This is a genomic window from Stenotrophomonas sp. STEN009, from assembly GCF_056760395.1.
The window spans coordinates 61,283-76,030 of sequence record NZ_JBRRES010000009.1 but is presented as its reverse complement, the minus strand read 5'-3'; the positions used below and the strand labels follow the sequence as shown (position 1 = coordinate 76,030).

Genomic DNA, 14,748 nt, shown 5'->3' with positions numbered 1-14,748 from the left:
CGGGTAGTCTGTCCGGATACCCAGGGGGGGATGAAACCGGTGTCGGGTCTGCGAACGGCAATGCAGGGGGCGCTGCTGAGCCTGGCCATGGTCCTGCTGGCCGGAACGGTGCGCGCTGCGCCGGATCCGGTGCTGGTGCTGGGCCGGATCAGCGACGATCCCAAGGCCCATTACCAGCAGCTGCAGCCGCTGCTGGACTACGTGGTGGCACGCATGCACGACGTCGGCATCCAGGAGGGGAGGATACTGATGGCGCGTGATCCGCAGCAGATGGCCAGCTATCTGCGGCGGGGGCAGGTCGACTGGGTCACGGAAACCGCCGGAACCGCAGTGGCGCTGGGTCAGCGCAGCGGTGCGCGGCCGTTGCTGCTGACCGAGCGCAATGGCGTGCGTGAGTACCAGACCGTATTCTTCGTGCGCCGCGACAGCCCGTTCCAGCGGCTGGAGGACCTGCGGGGCCACCGCCTTGCGCTGCAGAACACCGCATCCACCAGCGCCTACCTGGTGCCGGTGATGACGTTGCTGGGCCACGGGTTGTCCCCACAGATCCTCGCGGGTACGTGGGACGCTCCGGGCACGGACAGCGTCGGCTATGTGTTCGCCCGCAGCGAGCTGAACATCGCCACCTACGTGCACAAGGGCGTGGCCGATGGGGGTGCGGTGAGCAGCGTGGACTGGAACGATGAACGGCGCATGCCGCGGGCGTTCCGGCGCGACTTCCGCGAACTGTTGCGCACGGAGCCCTATCCTCGCGCCGTGGAGGTGGTGCGCGCCGACCTGGATGCACGCGTCCGTGACCGCCTGCAGGAGGTCCTGCTGCAGGCGGCCAGTGATCCACAGGCACAGGCGGCGCTTCACCGTTTTTTTGGTACTTCCGGTTTCCACCGCGTCGACGCGCATGCGCAGCAGCGGCTGGATGAATTGAAACAAGGATTGACGCGCGTGCGGATGGAAGTGGAATGAAGTGGCTCGGCTCGGGAATGCAGGCGCGGTTCCTGCTCGCGATGGGCGGGGCGATGCTTGTGGTGGTGGCGATCCTGGCGGTGCTGCTGGGGCGGCAGGCGGCGATGCAGAGCGAGGTGCGCAACCTCAGCGGCGGCGTCATCCATGAACTGTTCGACCGCAGCGTGCGCAGCCGCGGCGAAGCGATTGCCCGTGAGCTTTCCGATGCGCTGGCCAACCCGCTGTACTACCACGATCTGGACCAGGTCGGCGCACTCGTGCGCAGCACGTCGCGGCAGCCCGTGGTGCGCTATGTGCTGGTGTTCGACGAACGTGGCCGGCTGGTGCACGACGGTTCGGTGGAGGTCGCCGCCTTCGGTCAGCCGATGGGAGACCCCCTTGCACCGGGCGCGATCGCCGCGCGGACGCTGGTGGTGCAGCAGTCGCCAAAGGTGCTCGACAACACGATGCCGATCATGGTCGGCAACCAGCGCATCGGCGGCGTCCGCGTCGGCATGGCGCTGGACGAAGTGCAGCAGCGCGAGCAGGCCGCCAACGCAACGCTGGGCGAGCGCCTGCAGCAGGTCGGCAGCCGTCATCTGGGCTGGCTGCTGCTGATGCTCGGCCTGCTGGTGGTGATCGGCGTGGCGGTGATCTTCTACGTGCAGCGCACCTTGGTCGCGCCGATCCGCGACCTGGCGGTGGCGGCCCGTCGCATCGAAGCCGGCGACTACCAGGCGCCGCTGCTGGAGAATACCCGCGACGACGAGGTCGGCGAGCTGGTGCGGGGATTCGCCCGCATGCGTGATGCCATCGCCCGCCACGACCGCGAGGTGCGGCACATGGCCTACACCGACGCACTGACCGGCCTGACCAACCGCTTGGCGTTCCGCGAAGCCCTGGACCACCGGCTGATGGCCGCGCGTGCGTCCAAGCAGCGGTTGGGCCTGTTGTTTGCGGACATCGACGATTTCAAGCGGGTCAACGATACCCTCGGGCATGAAGCGGGCGACGAAGCACTGCTGCAGTTTGCCCAGCGGATCGGCCGCGCCGTCGCCGAGGCCGGGGGCGATGAGGCGCTGCTGGCCCGTTTTGGCGGCGACGAGTTCGTGATCCTGGTCGGCGACGGCGATGTCGCTGCCAATGCGCGGCTGCTGGCCGAGGTGCTGGTGCGCGAACTGGGCAAGCCGCTGGTGGTGCAGGGCAGGGAGCTGTTCCTGGGCACCTCCATCGGCGTGACCCTGTTCCCGGACGATGCCGCAGACGCGACCACACTGCTGAAGAACGGCGACATCGCCATGTACCAGGCGAAGATGGCCGGCAAGAATTGCTACCGGTATTACAGCCGGGCGATGGACCATGCTGTCGAGCGCCGCGTGCACATGGAACAGGAACTGCGCGGCGCCTGGGAGCGCGGCGAGCTGCGCCTGGCCTACCAGCCGATCTTCCGCACCCGCGACCGGCGGATGGTCGGCGTCGAGGTGCTGCTGCGCTGGCAGCACCCCACTCTGGGCACGATCCCGCCGTCGGTGTTCATCGAAGTGGCCGAGCAGAGCGGGCTGATCGAGGTGATCGGGCCGAAGGTGCTGCGCGCGGCCTGCATGGAAGCGTCGCAGTGGCCGCGCAGTGCGGGCGGCGATGATCTGTTCGTGTCGGTGAACGTGTCGCCCCGGCAGCTGCGTGGCGGCGAGCTGCCGTCACTGGTCGCACAGTGCCTGCATGAGTCGGGGCTGCCGGCTTCGCGCCTGCATCTGGAACTGACCGAGACCGCCGTGATCGGTGATGAGATGGTGGCCGCGCAGTTGCTGGACAAGCTGCATCGCACCGGCGTCAAGGTGTGGCTGGACGACTTCGGCACCGGCTTCTCGGGCTTGAGCCACCTGCGCCAGGTGCCCGTGGACGGCGTGAAGATCGACAAGAGTTTCATTGCCGACATGCAGCGTGATCCGGACGACCTGGCGCTGACCACGGCGATCATCGCCATGGCCCACGCGCTGGGCATCACGGTGGTTGCCGAGGGCATCGAGCAGCAGGCACAGTTCGAGCTGCTGGCCCAGCGCGGCTGCGATCTTGGCCAGGGCTATTGGCTGAGCCACCCGGTCACCGCGACCGAAGTGGTGCGGATGATCGAGTCCGGCGTCTGAATCCTGGTCCAGGGGGCAGCTCCCTCTCCGCAGGAAAGGGCTCTGACCCCGGCGGGATCGTTACAGCGGGCGCTTGCTCGGGTCGCCGGGCAGTTCCCGCACCAGCTTGGGAACCAGGTAGCCGGACAGGCGCGCGGTCAGGCCGGCGATCAGCTCCCTGGCGCGGGTGTCATCCACCTCGAAGTGGGCCACGCCCTCGACCCGGTCCAGCTGGTGCAGGTAATAGGGCAGCACGCCGGCGGCAAAGCTGCGTTCGCTCAGTGCCTGCAGCGCCTGCACGCTGTCGTTGACGCCACGCAGCAGCACTGCCTGGTTCAGGAGCTGGGCGCCGGTGCCACGCAGGCGCGCCATTGCCGCGTCCACGCTGGCATCGAACTCATTGCGATGGTTGGCATGGACCACGATCGCCAGCGGCCACGGCAGGCTGCCCAGCCAGGCCAGCAGCTCGTCGTCGACCCGTTCCGGCAGCACGATCGGCAGCCGGGTGTGGATGCGCAGGCGACGGATGTGCGGAATCCGCCGCAGCGCGTCGGTCAGTTCGACCAGCTTGTGGGTGGCCAGCGACAGTGGATCCCCCCCGGACAGGATCACTTCGTCGATATCCGGATCGCCGGCGATGGCGTCCACCGCTTCCCACCAGCCGCCCTTGGCGGCATTCTCAGCGGCGTAGTCGAAGTGCCGGCGGAAACAGTAGCGGCAATTGATTGCACAGCTGCCGGTGGCGATCAGCAGCGCCCGGCCCCGGTACTTCTGGATGACCCCGGTCGCCTTCCTGGCCGCACCATCGCCCACTGCGTCGAAGCTGAACCCGGGAACGACCTGCATCTCGTCATTGACCGGCAGCACCTGGCGCAGCAGCGGGTCGGCCGCATCGCCCTTGCGCATGCGGGCCACGAACCCGTCCGGTACGCGCAGCGCGAACTGGGCCATGGCCGCCTCGGACACGCCCAGTGCGACCGGATCCAGCTCCAGCCGCGCCAGCAGTGCGTGCGGGTCGCGCAGCGCCTGGCGCCAGAGTTCCTGCCAGCGTGCGGGTGCACCCGGCGACGACGGGCGGGGAAAGGCGGAAAGCTGCATGGAGAGGGGGCCTGCGGTTATCATGGGGGCAGAAAAACAGTCGCCCACCGGCATCCGGTGGGCTTTCCATTCTACCGGCTCGCCGCACCCGCGGCGGTTTTGCCATTTGAGGAGCTTGAGCATGGCCACTGTGGGCATGAATGACGTCAAGAACGGGATGAAGATCCTGGTCAACAATGAACCGGCGGTCATCACCGATACCGAATACGTCAAGCCGGGCAAGGGCCAGGCGTTCACCCGCGTCAAGTACCGCTTCATCCGTTCGGGCCGCGTGGTCGAACTGACCATGAAGGCGACCGACGACCTGGAAGTGGCCGACGTGGTCGACACCGACATGAACTACATGTACAGCGATGGCGAGTACTGGCACTTCATGGATCCGGAGACCTTCGAGCAGGTCCAGGCCGACAAGGCCGGCATGGGCGGCGCCGAAAAGTGGCTGAAGGGCGAGGAAGCCTGCATCGTGACCCTGTTCAACGGTGCGCCGATCTTCGTGCAGCCGCCGAACTTCGTCGAGCTGAAGATCACCGAAACCGATCCGGGCGTCCGCGGTGACACCTCCGGCGGTGGCGGCAAGCCGGCCACGCTGGAAACCGGTGCCGTGGTCCGCGTGCCGCTGTTTGTCAACCAGGATGAAGTCATCCGGGTCGACACCCGTTCGGGCGAGTACTCCTCGCGCGTGAAGTAATCCGGCGCAGCCGGATGACCTGTGAGCCGGGCCCAGGCCCGGCTTTCCGGGCATCGCCCGGAACCCGTTGCCGGCGTCCACGGCGCCGCAACGGACAGCCGCCGGGCGTGGCCCGGCGCTACCGCCTCCCGTGAGGTTCTCCCCCCAGCCAAGTGAGCCTGCATGAGCGACAGCCCGCACCTCCCCGAAGCCTGCGACCTGCTCATCGAAGCCGGCTACGTCGTTCCGATCGAACCGCATGCCGTGGTGCTGGAAGACCATGCCGTAGCCGTGCGTGGCGGCGAGATCGTGGCCGTGCTGCCGCGTGCCGAAGCGCGGGCGCGCTTCCGTGCCGCGCAGGTGGTCAGCCGTCCGGACGCCGCGCTGATGCCGGGCCTGGTCAACGCGCACACGCACAACCCGATGACCCTGCTGCGCGGCGTTGCGGATGACCTGCCGCTGATGACCTGGCTGCAGGAGCACATCTGGCCGGTGGAAGCGGCGGTGATCGGCCCCGAGTTCGTCGCCGACGGCACCACGCTGGCGATTGCCGAGATGCTGCGCGGCGGCACCACCTGCGCCAACGAGAACTACTTCTTCGGCGACGTGCAGGCGGCGGTCTACAAGAAGCATGGTTTCCGCGCGCTGGTGGGGGCGGTCATCATCGATTTCCCGACCGCCTGGGCGAAGAGCGACGACGAGTACTTCGCCAAGGCCGGGGAACTGCACGACCAGTGGCGCAACGACAGTCTGATCGGCGTCGCGTTCGCACCACATGCGCCCTACACGGTCAGCGATGCCAATTTCGAGCGGGTGCGGATGCTGTCCGACCAGCTCGACATGCAGGTGCACCTGCATACCCATGAGACCGCGCAGGAAGTCAGCGACTCGATCAGGCTGCATGGCCAGCGTCCGCTGGCGCGACTCGATCGCCTCGGCCTGGTCAATGACCGGTTGATCGCGGTGCACATGACCCAGCTGACCGACGCGGAGATCCACCTGTGCGCCGACCGTGGCGTCAGCGTGGTGCACTGCCCGGAATCGAACCTGAAACTGGCCTCCGGCTTCTGCCCCGCCTGCGCCCTGCAGCGCGCAGGCGTGAACCTGGCCATCGGTACCGATGGCTGTGCCAGCAACAACGACCTGGACATGTTCAGCGAGAACCGCACCGCGGCGATCCTGGCCAAGGCTGTCGCCAACGACGCCACTGCGCTGGACGCGGCCACCACGTTGCGCGCTTCCACGCTCGGTGGTGCCCGTGCGCTGGGCTTCGGCGAGCGGATCGGCTCGATCGAGGTGGGCAAGCAGGCCGATCTGGTCTGCGTGGACCTGTCCGCGCTGGAAACCCAGCCGCTGCACAACGTGCTTTCGCAACTGGTGTACGCCACCGGCCGGCAGCAGGTGAGCGACGTCTGGATTGCCGGCAAGCCCAAGCTGGTGCAGCGCGAGCTGGTCGGCATGGACCTGCCGGGCATCATCGCCAACGCGCGCCAGTGGCGCGAGCGCATCCGCCATATCCGCGCCTGAACCCCGGCGCTGCAAGGATTCCCCATGACTGCCCCGCATGCTTCCTCCAATTTCGATCAGGCCGAGCTGGACAAGTTCGCCGCACTGGCCAACCGCTGGTGGGACGCCGATGGTCCGCAGAAGCCGCTGCATGCACTGAACCCGGTGCGCCTGAAGTACGTGACCGACCGCGTGCCGCTGCGCGGCGCACGCGTGCTCGACATCGGCTGCGGTGGCGGCCTGCTGAGCGAAGCACTGGCCCAGGCCGGCGCCGATGTCACCGCCATCGATCTGGCCCCGGAGCTGGTCAAGGTCGCGCGGCTGCACGCACTGGAAAGTGGTGCCAAGGTCGACTACCGGGTGCAGGCCGCCGAGGACCTGGCCGCTGAACAGCCGGGCAGCTTCGATGTGGTGACCTGCATGGAGATGCTCGAGCACGTGCCGGACCCCGGCGCGATCATCGAGGCCTGCAGGCGGCTGCTGAAGCCGGGGGGGCACCTGTTCCTGTCGACCATCAACCGCACGGCCGCCGCATTCGCGGTGGCCATTGTCGGTGCCGAATACGTGGCGCGCCTGTTGCCGAAGGGCACCCACCACTACCAGGAATTCATCAGGCCGGCCGAACTGGCACGCTGGTTGCGCGAGGCTGATCTGCAGCTGGCCGATGTCAGCGGCATGGCATACGAGCCGTGGCGCAACCGTGCCCGCCTCAGCACCCGCACCGACATCAACTACCTGGCCTACGCGGTCAAGCCGGCATGACCGCCACGCACTTCCCGCGCGCGGTGCTGTTCGACCTGGACGGCACCCTGCTGGACAGTGCGCCGGACTTCGTTGCCACCTGCGACGCCATGCTGGCCGAGCGTGGACGCGCGCCGATCGATCCGGCGCAGCTGCGCCCGGTGGTGTCCAAGGGCTCGCGGGCGATGATCGCGGCGGCCTTCCCGGACCTGGATGCGCATGCGCGCGACGCGCTGATCCCGGAGTTCCTGCAGCGCTATGAAGCGTTGATCGGCCAGCACGCGGTGCTGTTCGATGGCGTCGCCGGCATGCTCGCTGCGCTCGATGCTGCTGGAACGGTATGGGGCATCGTTACCAACAAGCCCGAGTACCTGGCGCGGTTGATCCTGCCGCAGCACGGTTGGCAGCAGCGCTGCGCCGTGCTGGTCGGCGGCGACAGCCTGGCCGAGCGCAAGCCGCACCCGCTGCCTCTGCTGCACGCTGCGCAGGCGATCGGTGTCGCGGCAAGCGACTGCGTGTATGTCGGCGACGACGAGCGCGACATCATCGCGGCGCGCGCCGCGGCCATGCCATCGGTGGCAGCGCTGTGGGGCTACCGCCTGCACAGCGACGACCCGTTGGCCTGGCAGGCCGATGTACTGGTCGAGAACGCTGCACTTCTGCAACTGGCCAGCCTGTGGCCAACCCGGCCGGCACGCCCGGCCCACCCGTAAGGACGATCGTAGTGAGCAGCACCGCGCTGGAAAGCTTCCTCGACAAATGGCGCAGCCGTTGGCCGGAATGGTCGGTGGCCGCGCCGTTCGTGGCCGAATCGCACCGTGAGTTGGCCGTAGCGTGGTTCGCGCTGCTGCAGGAATTCGACGACATGCTCAATACCAGCGGCGATCCGTTGCCGGCCGATGCCAAGCTGGCATGGTGGGGCGAGGAGCTGCGCAGCTGGGAAGGACAGCGTTCGCGCCATCCGTTGGGTCGTGTGCTGGAACCGGTGCGTGCGCCGTGGGCGCGGTTGGCGGAAACGCTGCCGGATCTGGTGGAGGCACGCACCGTCGCGCCGAATGCGGCCAGTGCCGAAGCTGCGCTGGCCCGCTACGCTGAAGCGGTCGCGGCCGTGGAAGTGGTGTTGTTCGATGACAGGCCGCGGACCGGTGCGGGCCGGGCCGTGCAGTTGCAGACGCTGGCCCAGCGCCTGCAGGACGCTGGCGTGGCCGGCGTGCCGCGCAGCCTGCTGGACGAGGACACCCGCTCCGCCGCGCAGCGCTGGGCGCAGCACCTGTTGAAGGGGTGGGGCACGCGCGTGCCAGGCCCGCGCCCGCGCCGCGTGTGGTCCAGCCTGGCCCGTGCACGCCTGACGGCCCAGGCGGCCGGCAAGCCGATCGAGGCGACCCCGCTGCGCACCCTGTTGCGGGTGTGGTGGGCCGCACGCGGCTGATTCCGTTGCCGCTGCGCTCGCCGGGCATGGCCCGGCGAGGGGGCACGCAGGTTACTTCCGCTCCAGCACGAGCAGCGGATCGATGCGGGTGTCGAACCAGTTCATGCCCCAGTGCAGGTGTGGGCCGGTGGCACGGCCGGTGGCGCCAACCGCGGCAATGACCTGGCCCTGCTCGACGCGATCACCGACCTTGACGTCGATGCGCGACAGATGCAGGAAGTTCGAGCTGACGCCGTAGCCATGGTCGATCAGCAGCGTGCCACCGGTCAGGTACAGGTCGGGGCCGGCAAAGGTGACCATCCCGGCGGCAGGTGCCTTCACCGGGGTGCCGGTGGGTACCGCGATGTCCATGCCGGAATGGCCGGCACCGGGCTGGCCGTTGTAGACGCGGGCATTGCCGAAGCGGCCGCTGATGCGGCCCTGCACCGGCCAGATGAAGGTCTGGGTGAAGTCGGTGCGGTCATCGTCGCGGGCACGCGCGGCGGTTACCTGTGCCTGCTCGCGCTTGATCCGTTCGGCAATGGCGGGCGGAGGATTGACCGTCTTCGGCGGTACACCGTTGACCCGTTCGGTCGGCCAGTCGCGCGGCGTCACCGAGATGGTGGCCGTTTCGCGGCCGCCGTCCGGGCGCTGCACCTGCACGCGCAGCGGCCCCTTTTCATCGCGGCCGATACCGAACACCACGCTGCCGTAACCGCTCACGCGCAGCGAGCGGCCGGCATACTGCACGCGGCTGCCGGCGGGAACCTTGCCGATCACCAGCGCGCCCTGCGACGCACTGGCAGGAAACACCACGCGGCTGTCGATCAGGCTGCCGATGCCATCCTGGGCCTGTGCCGCAGATACGGCCCAGAGGGGGGCGGCAACCAGCACCCCCAGCATGAGGAACCCACGCATCAGCGGTCGTAGGTCAAGCGCTGGCCGACCGGCTCGCCCACCAGCGTGCTGCCGTCCCACACCCGCTGGCCGTTGACCCAGGTGGAGGCGATGCGCGACCGGAAGGTCGTGCCTTCAAACGGCGACCAGCCGCACTTGGAGAGCACGTCCTCGCGCTTGACCGTGAACGGCACGTCTTCCACCAGCACGAGATCGGCGAAGTAGCCTTCGCGCAGGAAGCCGCGCTGCTCCACGTCGAACAGCTGGGCCGGGGCATGCGCGAATTTCTGCACCACCTGCTCACGGGTCAGTTTGCCCTCGTGCACGCGCTCCAGTGCGGCCACCAGCGCGTACTGCACCAGCGGCAGGCCGGACGGCGCCTGCGCATAGGGCTTCTGCTTCTCCTCCCAGGTGTGCGGGGCATGGTCGGTGGCCAGCACGTCCAGCACGTCGTCGGCCAGCGCGGCGGTGATCGCCTCGCGGTCGGCCACGTCCTTGATGGCCGGATTGCACTTGATCAGGTTGCCCTTGGTGGCGTAATCCGGGCGGGCGAAGTGCAGGAAGTGCACGCAGGTTTCGGCGGTGATCTGCTTGCGGCTGCCATCGGCCCGGATCAGCGGGCCCTTCTCGAACAGTGCCAGTTCATCGGCGGTGGAGATATGCAGGACGTGCAGGCGGGTGCCGTGCTTGCGTGCCAGCGACAGCGCCAGCCGCGTCGACTTGATGCACGCTTCGCGCGAACGGATGTCCGGGTGCATGTCCGGGGTCAGCGCGTCGCCGTATTTTTCCTGGAAGGCTTTCAGGTTGGCATCGATCATCGGCGTGTCTTCACAGTGCGTGATGATCGGCGTCGGACACTCGCGGAAGATCGCGTCCAGTGTTTCCGGGTTGTCCACCAGCATGTTGCCGGTGGACGCGCCCATGAACACTTTCACGCCCGGCGCCTTCTTCGGATCGAGCTGGCGGATGGCCTCAAGATTGTCGTTGCTGGCCCCGTGGTAGAAGCCGTAGTTGGCCCAGGCGCGGCCACGCGCCAGTTCGTACTTGGCTTCCAGGATGGTGGAGTCCAGCGTCGGCGGATTGGTGTTGGGCATGTCCATGAAGCTGGTCAGGCCACCGGCCACGGCCGCTGCCGATTCACTGGCGATATCGCCCTTGTGGGTCAGGCCCGGCTCGCGGAAGTGCACCTGGTCGTCGATCATGCCGGGCAACAGCCAGCGGCCGGCGGCGTCCACCACCTGCTCGCCCTCGCGCGGCGCCAGCCCGGTGCCGATCTGCGCGATGCGACCGTTCTCGATGCGCAGGTCGCCGTCGAAGGTGCGGCCTTCATTGACCATGCGGGCATTGGTGATGAGCGTGGAGGACATGTCAGTGTTTTCCTGTGCAACGGCATGAAGGGGTGTCGGTGCGTTCGGGCACGAGGTCGACACCGCCGGGGTGGAAGGGGTGGCAGCGGCCGAGCCGGCGCGCGGCCAGCCAGCTGCCGCGCAGCGGGCCATGCAGGGAGATGGCTTCCATCGCGTATTCAGAACAGCTGGGCACGAAACGGCAGCGTGGCCCCAGCAGGGGGCTGATGAAGCGCTTGTAGAAGCGCAGCAGGGCAATGAGCAGGCGCGAGATCACCCAGTCATCTTATGCCAGTTGGCATGAAGGCCGCATTTGTGCAGGATGGGCCGTTGGTCGCATGTCGCCGATGGCCTGCGACCGGTACCGGCACCTTCGGGTGCCGGCCAGGTTCCGTACCGCGCGAGGCGGTCCGTGTTCGTCGGACTGCCCCTTGGGGGCCTTGACTCCAGGACTGAATGGAGTGGGGCTGTCGAGGTTGCTGCTGCGGGTCGGGTAGGCTATAAAGGCCCGCTTTCCCGGGCCCCGGGGAATCCAAGGAAGAGCGTTTCGTGGCTGCTAAAAAAACTGCAAAGAAGGCCGCAAAGGCCGCCAAGAAAACCGCCAAGCCTGTTGTGAAGAAGTTGGCGGCAAAGCCCGTTGTCAAGAAGCCGGCGGCCAAGCCGGCGACCAAGGCAGCGTCCTCGCAACCGGCGGCCAGGAAGGCCACCGCGAAAAAAACGCCGGCCAAGGCAAGCAAAGCGGCCGTCAAGAAGGCCGCTGCGCCGGTCAAGGCCAAACCTGCTGCTGCCAGCAAGAAGGCGCCGGCAGTGAAAAAGGCCGCCAGCAAGGCGGTGCCGGTCAAGAAGGCTGCTGCCAAACCGGCTGCGAAGAAGCCGGCAGCCAAGCCGGCGCCGAAGGTGGCGGTGAAAAAGCCGGTTGCACCGCCAGCGGCAAAGAAGGCCGCGGCGCTCAAGCCGGCGGCCAAGCCTGCCGCTGTAAAGAAGGTCACCAAGAATATCGCCACGCCGGCTGCCAAGCCGGCACCGGCCCCCGTAGTGAAGTCCGCACCGAAGCCTGCCGCAACGCAGGCTCCGGCCAAGCCTGTCCCGGCCAAGACCGCGGCAGGTGCTGCAGCCAAACCGGCACCCAAGCCGGCCTCGGCCGCTGCACCTTCCGCGTCGACCGCCCCGCAATCCAAGAATCCCGTGCCCGTTTCGAAATCGCCTGCCAAAACCGCCGTGAAATCCGATCCCGCTCCGAAGACCGTGTCGCGCCCTGTCGGCAAGGTCGCCGTGGCCGTCGCCGCCCGCTCGGCCGCCCCGGCCCCGCGCAGCAAGTACAAGGTCGTCGAGTACAAGACCGACGAGGCCACCGGCCGTCCGATCCTGCCGGCCGGTTACAAGCCGTCGTCGGAAGAGGAATACATGAGCCCGCTGCAGCAGGAGTACTTCCGCCAGCGCCTGCAGAACTGGCGCGCGGACCTGGTGGAGGAGTCCAAGCAGACCATCGAGAATCTGCGCGAGGAAGTGCGTGACATCGGCGACGAGGCCGAGCGTGCGACCCGTGAGACCGAGAACTCGCTGGAGCTGCGCACCCGCGACCGCTACCGCAAGCTGATCGGCAAGATCGACAGCACGCTCAAGCGCCTGGAAGCCGGTGATTACGGCTACTGCGTGGACACGGGTGAAGAGATCGGTCTGGAGCGCCTGGAAGCCCGTCTCACGGCCGAGCGCACCATCGACGCCCAGGAGCGTTGGGAACACCTGCAGAAGCAGCAGGGCGACTGATTCCCGGTCGTTGTCTGGTCATGCAGAAAAACCCGGCCTTGGCCGGGTTTTTTGTTGGGTTCACGTTGGCTGTGTAGAGCAGCGCCTTCCGGGTATCGGGTGGAGCCCGCGGGTGTAAGCTCGGCCGCGGTATCCATGCCGCGGACGGTTCTGCCCGGCCCCACCGACAGGCTCTCGACGCTTCCCTGCGTGCGCGGCCGTAGAGCCGAGCCCACGCTCGGCTCAGGCCGAAGCCGGAGGGCAAGGAATAGCAAAAGCAAAAGCAAAAGCAGCCAAGCATGGCTTGGCTCTACCAGGAGCGGTCATGCGTGCGCTCGCGGCTGTTGGGTCCGCCTTGTAGCGAGCCGAGCACCGCAGGGCACTGGCGCGCAGCGCCGGCTCGCGGATGGCGGCGTGTTTCTTTGGAGACTTTCTTTGCAGGAGCAAAGAAAGTTACACCCCGCCGCGGTCGCGGAAGAAGCCCGCCGGGCGCGGCCCGGCGCAACCGCTGCGTGGGCGCACGGAAATGCGCAGCCGAGCATGGGCTCGGCTCTACAGGTTCACTGCAGGTCGCGAAGATTCAACTTGCGCAGCGTCGGGTTCTTCCACGCGGTGATCCCGGCCACGCTCAGCACCGCGAAGCCCCCCAGCACCACTGCCGGTACCAGGCCCAGCAGTCGTGCCATCGTGCCGGCATAGAAGGCGCCCAGTTCGTTGGACGAACTGATGAAGATGCCGTTGATCGACGATACCCGCCCACGCATTTCCTCGGGCGTCGCCAGCTGCAGGATGGTCGAGCGGACCACCACCGACACGCCATCGAAGGCGCCGTAGAACAGCAGGATCAGCGCCGACAGCCAGAAGTGCTGCGACAGCCCGAAACCGATCACGCACAGCCCGAAGCCCGCGACCGCAGACAACAGCACCCGGCCGGCGTTGCGGTGCAGGGGGTGCCGGGCAAGCCACAGGCCCACGCCGATCGAGCCCAGAGCGGGCGCAGCGCGCAGGATGCCCAGCCCTTCGGGTCCATGGTGCAGGATCTCATGCAGGAAGGCGGGCAGCATTGCCACCACACCGCCCAGCAGCACCGAGAACATGTCCAGCGCCATCGCGCCGACCATGATGCGGTTGCCGACCACGAAGCGCGCACCTTCGGCGATGCTCTGGAAGATCGGTGCTGCGGGGCCGCTGTGCACCGGTTCCTCCACCTTCAGCGTGGCCAGGCAGGCCACTGCCACCAGCGCGAAGGCCGTCGCCACGCCATAGGACAGCCCCTTGCCTCCCAGGCCGACCAGTACGCCGCCCAGCGCCGGACCCACCACCATGCCGGCCTGGAACACCACGGCGCCCAGTCCCGCACCGCGTGCGAACTGCTCGCGCGCAAGCACGCGGGCGAACAATGCATTGTAGATCGGCGAAAGAAAGGCACGGACCATGCCGGTCAGTGCGATCGCCGCATAGATCGGCCATACGCCGTGGAACGGCAGCCAGCCCATGGCGACGCTGGTCAGTACCAGTGCGGTGGCGATCAGGCCGGAGCAGGCGACCATTCCCAGCTTGCGCCGCGGTAGATGGTCGACCAGATAGCCGGCGAACGGGGCCACGCAGAAGAACGGCAACACTTCGGCCAGACCGATCAGGCCCAGCGAGAACGGATTGCGGGTAACTTCGTAGATGTGCCAGCCGACGGTGACGGCCACCACCTGGTAGGACAACATGGCGAAGATGCGGTAGGCCAGCAGCTTGGCGAAGCCCGGCCGGGCCAGCAGGCCCAGCGCCGTGTCTTCGGCCGGGGCGGTCCCGCTCACGGCTGTCCGCGCTGCAGCTGGGCCTGCGCCGTCTCGCGGATGAAGGCCAGCATCGCTGCGACGCCGTTGCTGCGGGTCGGCGAAAGATGGCGGGCCAGGCCGATGTCCTGGATGTAGCTCGGCTGCGTGTCCAGGATTTCCTGTGCCGAGCGCCCGGAATAGACACGCAGGGCCAGGAAGATCAGGCCGGAGACGATCGCCGAATCACTGATGGCGTGGAAGCGCAGCGACTGCGCATTGCCTTCCGGAACGATCCAGACCATCGACTGGCAGCCGAGCAGGCGGTGTTCTTCGGTCTTCCACTCTTCGGGGAAGGCCGGCAGCTTGCGGCCGAGGTCGATCAGGTACTGGTAGCGCTCGGACCAGTCGCCGAAGAAGCCGAATTCCTCGGCGATGGCGGCCTGGGCCTCGGCGGTGGTGGGTTCAAGCGGGAACGGGGAGTCGATCACTGCAATCTCTTGGGTGG

14 protein-coding genes are annotated in these 14,748 nt (G+C 67.6%); 8 read left to right on the top strand and 6 right to left on the bottom strand.

Going from position 1 to position 14,748, the window contains the following annotated elements:
* Nucleotides 1-30 precede the first annotated feature (30 nt).
* The gene (locus ACVOMM_RS06400; RefSeq protein ID WP_053520090.1) at nt 31-963 is read left to right on the top strand and encodes a phosphate/phosphite/phosphonate ABC transporter substrate-binding protein; all 933 of its coding nucleotides are present in this window, start codon (nt 31-33) and stop codon (nt 961-963) included.
* Entirely contained in the window at nt 960-3,086 is a 2,127-nt protein-coding gene (locus ACVOMM_RS06395; protein ID WP_053520089.1) for a putative bifunctional diguanylate cyclase/phosphodiesterase, read from the top strand. The genes ACVOMM_RS06400 and ACVOMM_RS06395 overlap by 4 nt, the downstream gene beginning before the upstream one ends.
* Before the next feature lie 60 nt (nt 3,087-3,146).
* Here ACVOMM_RS06395 and epmB read toward each other — a convergent pair whose 3' ends face one another.
* Entirely contained in the window at nt 3,147-4,163 is a 1,017-nt protein-coding gene (gene epmB / locus ACVOMM_RS06390; RefSeq protein WP_180875545.1) for an EF-P beta-lysylation protein EpmB, read from the bottom strand.
* Nucleotides 4,164-4,284: 121 nt separating this feature from the next.
* On the opposite strand from epmB, the gene efp reads away from it, so the two are divergent.
* From efp to ACVOMM_RS06365, 5 genes are all read left to right on the top strand, one after another.
* A complete protein-coding gene (efp, locus tag ACVOMM_RS06385) occupies nt 4,285-4,851 on the top strand; it encodes an elongation factor P (RefSeq protein WP_053520087.1) in 567 nt (188 codons plus the stop codon).
* A gap of 162 nt (nt 4,852-5,013) precedes the next feature.
* Nucleotides 5,014-6,357 carry a TRZ/ATZ family hydrolase gene (locus ACVOMM_RS06380; RefSeq protein WP_481526007.1) on the top strand — a complete coding sequence of 448 codons (1,344 nt, stop codon included), beginning with the start codon at nt 5,014-5,016 and terminating at the stop codon, nt 6,355-6,357.
* A gap of 24 nt (nt 6,358-6,381) precedes the next feature.
* Nucleotides 6,382-7,098, top strand: coding sequence for a bifunctional 2-polyprenyl-6-hydroxyphenol methylase/3-demethylubiquinol 3-O-methyltransferase UbiG (ubiG, locus tag ACVOMM_RS06375; RefSeq protein ID WP_277380894.1), 717 nt, complete (start codon nt 6,382-6,384; stop codon nt 7,096-7,098).
* Nucleotides 7,095-7,790 (top strand): phosphoglycolate phosphatase, encoded by a 696-nt coding sequence (locus ACVOMM_RS06370; protein WP_065181926.1) that lies wholly within the window; start codon nt 7,095-7,097, stop codon nt 7,788-7,790. Before ubiG ends, ACVOMM_RS06370 begins: the two co-directional genes overlap by 4 nt.
* Before the next feature lie 11 nt (nt 7,791-7,801).
* Entirely contained in the window at nt 7,802-8,506 is a 705-nt protein-coding gene (locus tag ACVOMM_RS06365; RefSeq protein WP_481526006.1) for a squalene/phytoene synthase family protein, read from the top strand.
* Between the two features lie 51 nt (nt 8,507-8,557).
* Here the strand turns inward: ACVOMM_RS06365 and ACVOMM_RS06360 are convergent, their stop codons facing one another.
* From ACVOMM_RS06360 to yidD, 3 genes are read right to left on the bottom strand one after another with little or no spacing between them, the layout of a single operon-like run.
* Complete coding sequence (locus ACVOMM_RS06360) at nt 8,558-9,403, bottom strand: M23 family metallopeptidase (protein ID WP_481526005.1); 846 nt, start codon at nt 9,401-9,403, stop codon at nt 8,558-8,560.
* Entirely contained in the window at nt 9,403-10,749 is a 1,347-nt protein-coding gene (locus ACVOMM_RS06355; RefSeq protein ID WP_481526004.1) for a dihydroorotase, read from the bottom strand. Before ACVOMM_RS06355 ends, ACVOMM_RS06360 begins: the two co-directional genes overlap by 1 nt.
* 1 nt (nt 10,750) lies before the next feature.
* Nucleotides 10,751-11,005 (bottom strand): membrane protein insertion efficiency factor YidD, encoded by a 255-nt coding sequence (gene yidD / locus ACVOMM_RS06350; RefSeq protein WP_053519683.1) that lies wholly within the window; start codon nt 11,003-11,005, stop codon nt 10,751-10,753.
* 272 nt (nt 11,006-11,277) lie between these two features.
* Here yidD and dksA point away from each other — a divergent pair, with 272 nt between their 5' ends.
* Nucleotides 11,278-12,495 carry an RNA polymerase-binding protein DksA gene (gene dksA / locus ACVOMM_RS06345; protein WP_481526003.1) on the top strand — a complete coding sequence of 406 codons (1,218 nt, stop codon included), beginning with the start codon at nt 11,278-11,280 and terminating at the stop codon, nt 12,493-12,495.
* A 539-nt stretch (nt 12,496-13,034) separates the two neighbouring features.
* On the opposite strand, the gene ACVOMM_RS06340 is transcribed toward dksA, so the two are convergent.
* Both ACVOMM_RS06340 and ACVOMM_RS06335 read right to left on the bottom strand, forming a co-directional pair.
* Nucleotides 13,035-14,282, bottom strand: a complete 1,248-nt coding sequence (locus tag ACVOMM_RS06340; RefSeq protein ID WP_180875549.1) for an MFS transporter — start codon at nt 14,280-14,282, stop codon at nt 13,035-13,037.
* A complete protein-coding gene (locus tag ACVOMM_RS06335; RefSeq protein ID WP_481526002.1) occupies nt 14,279-14,731 on the bottom strand; it encodes a SufE family protein in 453 nt (150 codons plus the stop codon). The genes ACVOMM_RS06340 and ACVOMM_RS06335 overlap by 4 nt, the downstream gene beginning before the upstream one ends.
* Between the last annotated feature and the right edge of the window lie 17 nt (nt 14,732-14,748).

Coding starts and splice junctions, on each gene's coding strand:
- ACVOMM_RS06400 (WP_053520090.1), top strand. CDS start 31: ATGAAACCGGTGTCGGGTCTGCGAACGGCAATGCAGGGGGCGCTGCTG.
- ACVOMM_RS06395 (WP_053520089.1), top strand. CDS start 960: ATGAAGTGGCTCGGCTCGGGAATGCAGGCGCGGTTCCTGCTCGCGATG.
- epmB (WP_180875545.1), bottom strand. CDS start 4,163: ATGCAGCTTTCCGCCTTTCCCCGCCCGTCGTCGCCGGGTGCACCCGCA.
- efp (WP_053520087.1), top strand. CDS start 4,285: ATGGCCACTGTGGGCATGAATGACGTCAAGAACGGGATGAAGATCCTG.
- ACVOMM_RS06380 (WP_481526007.1), top strand. CDS start 5,014: ATGAGCGACAGCCCGCACCTCCCCGAAGCCTGCGACCTGCTCATCGAA.
- ubiG (WP_277380894.1), top strand. CDS start 6,382: ATGACTGCCCCGCATGCTTCCTCCAATTTCGATCAGGCCGAGCTGGAC.
- ACVOMM_RS06370 (WP_065181926.1), top strand. CDS start 7,095: ATGACCGCCACGCACTTCCCGCGCGCGGTGCTGTTCGACCTGGACGGC.
- ACVOMM_RS06360 (WP_481526005.1), bottom strand. CDS start 9,403: ATGCGTGGGTTCCTCATGCTGGGGGTGCTGGTTGCCGCCCCCCTCTGG.
- ACVOMM_RS06355 (WP_481526004.1), bottom strand. CDS start 10,749: ATGTCCTCCACGCTCATCACCAATGCCCGCATGGTCAATGAAGGCCGC.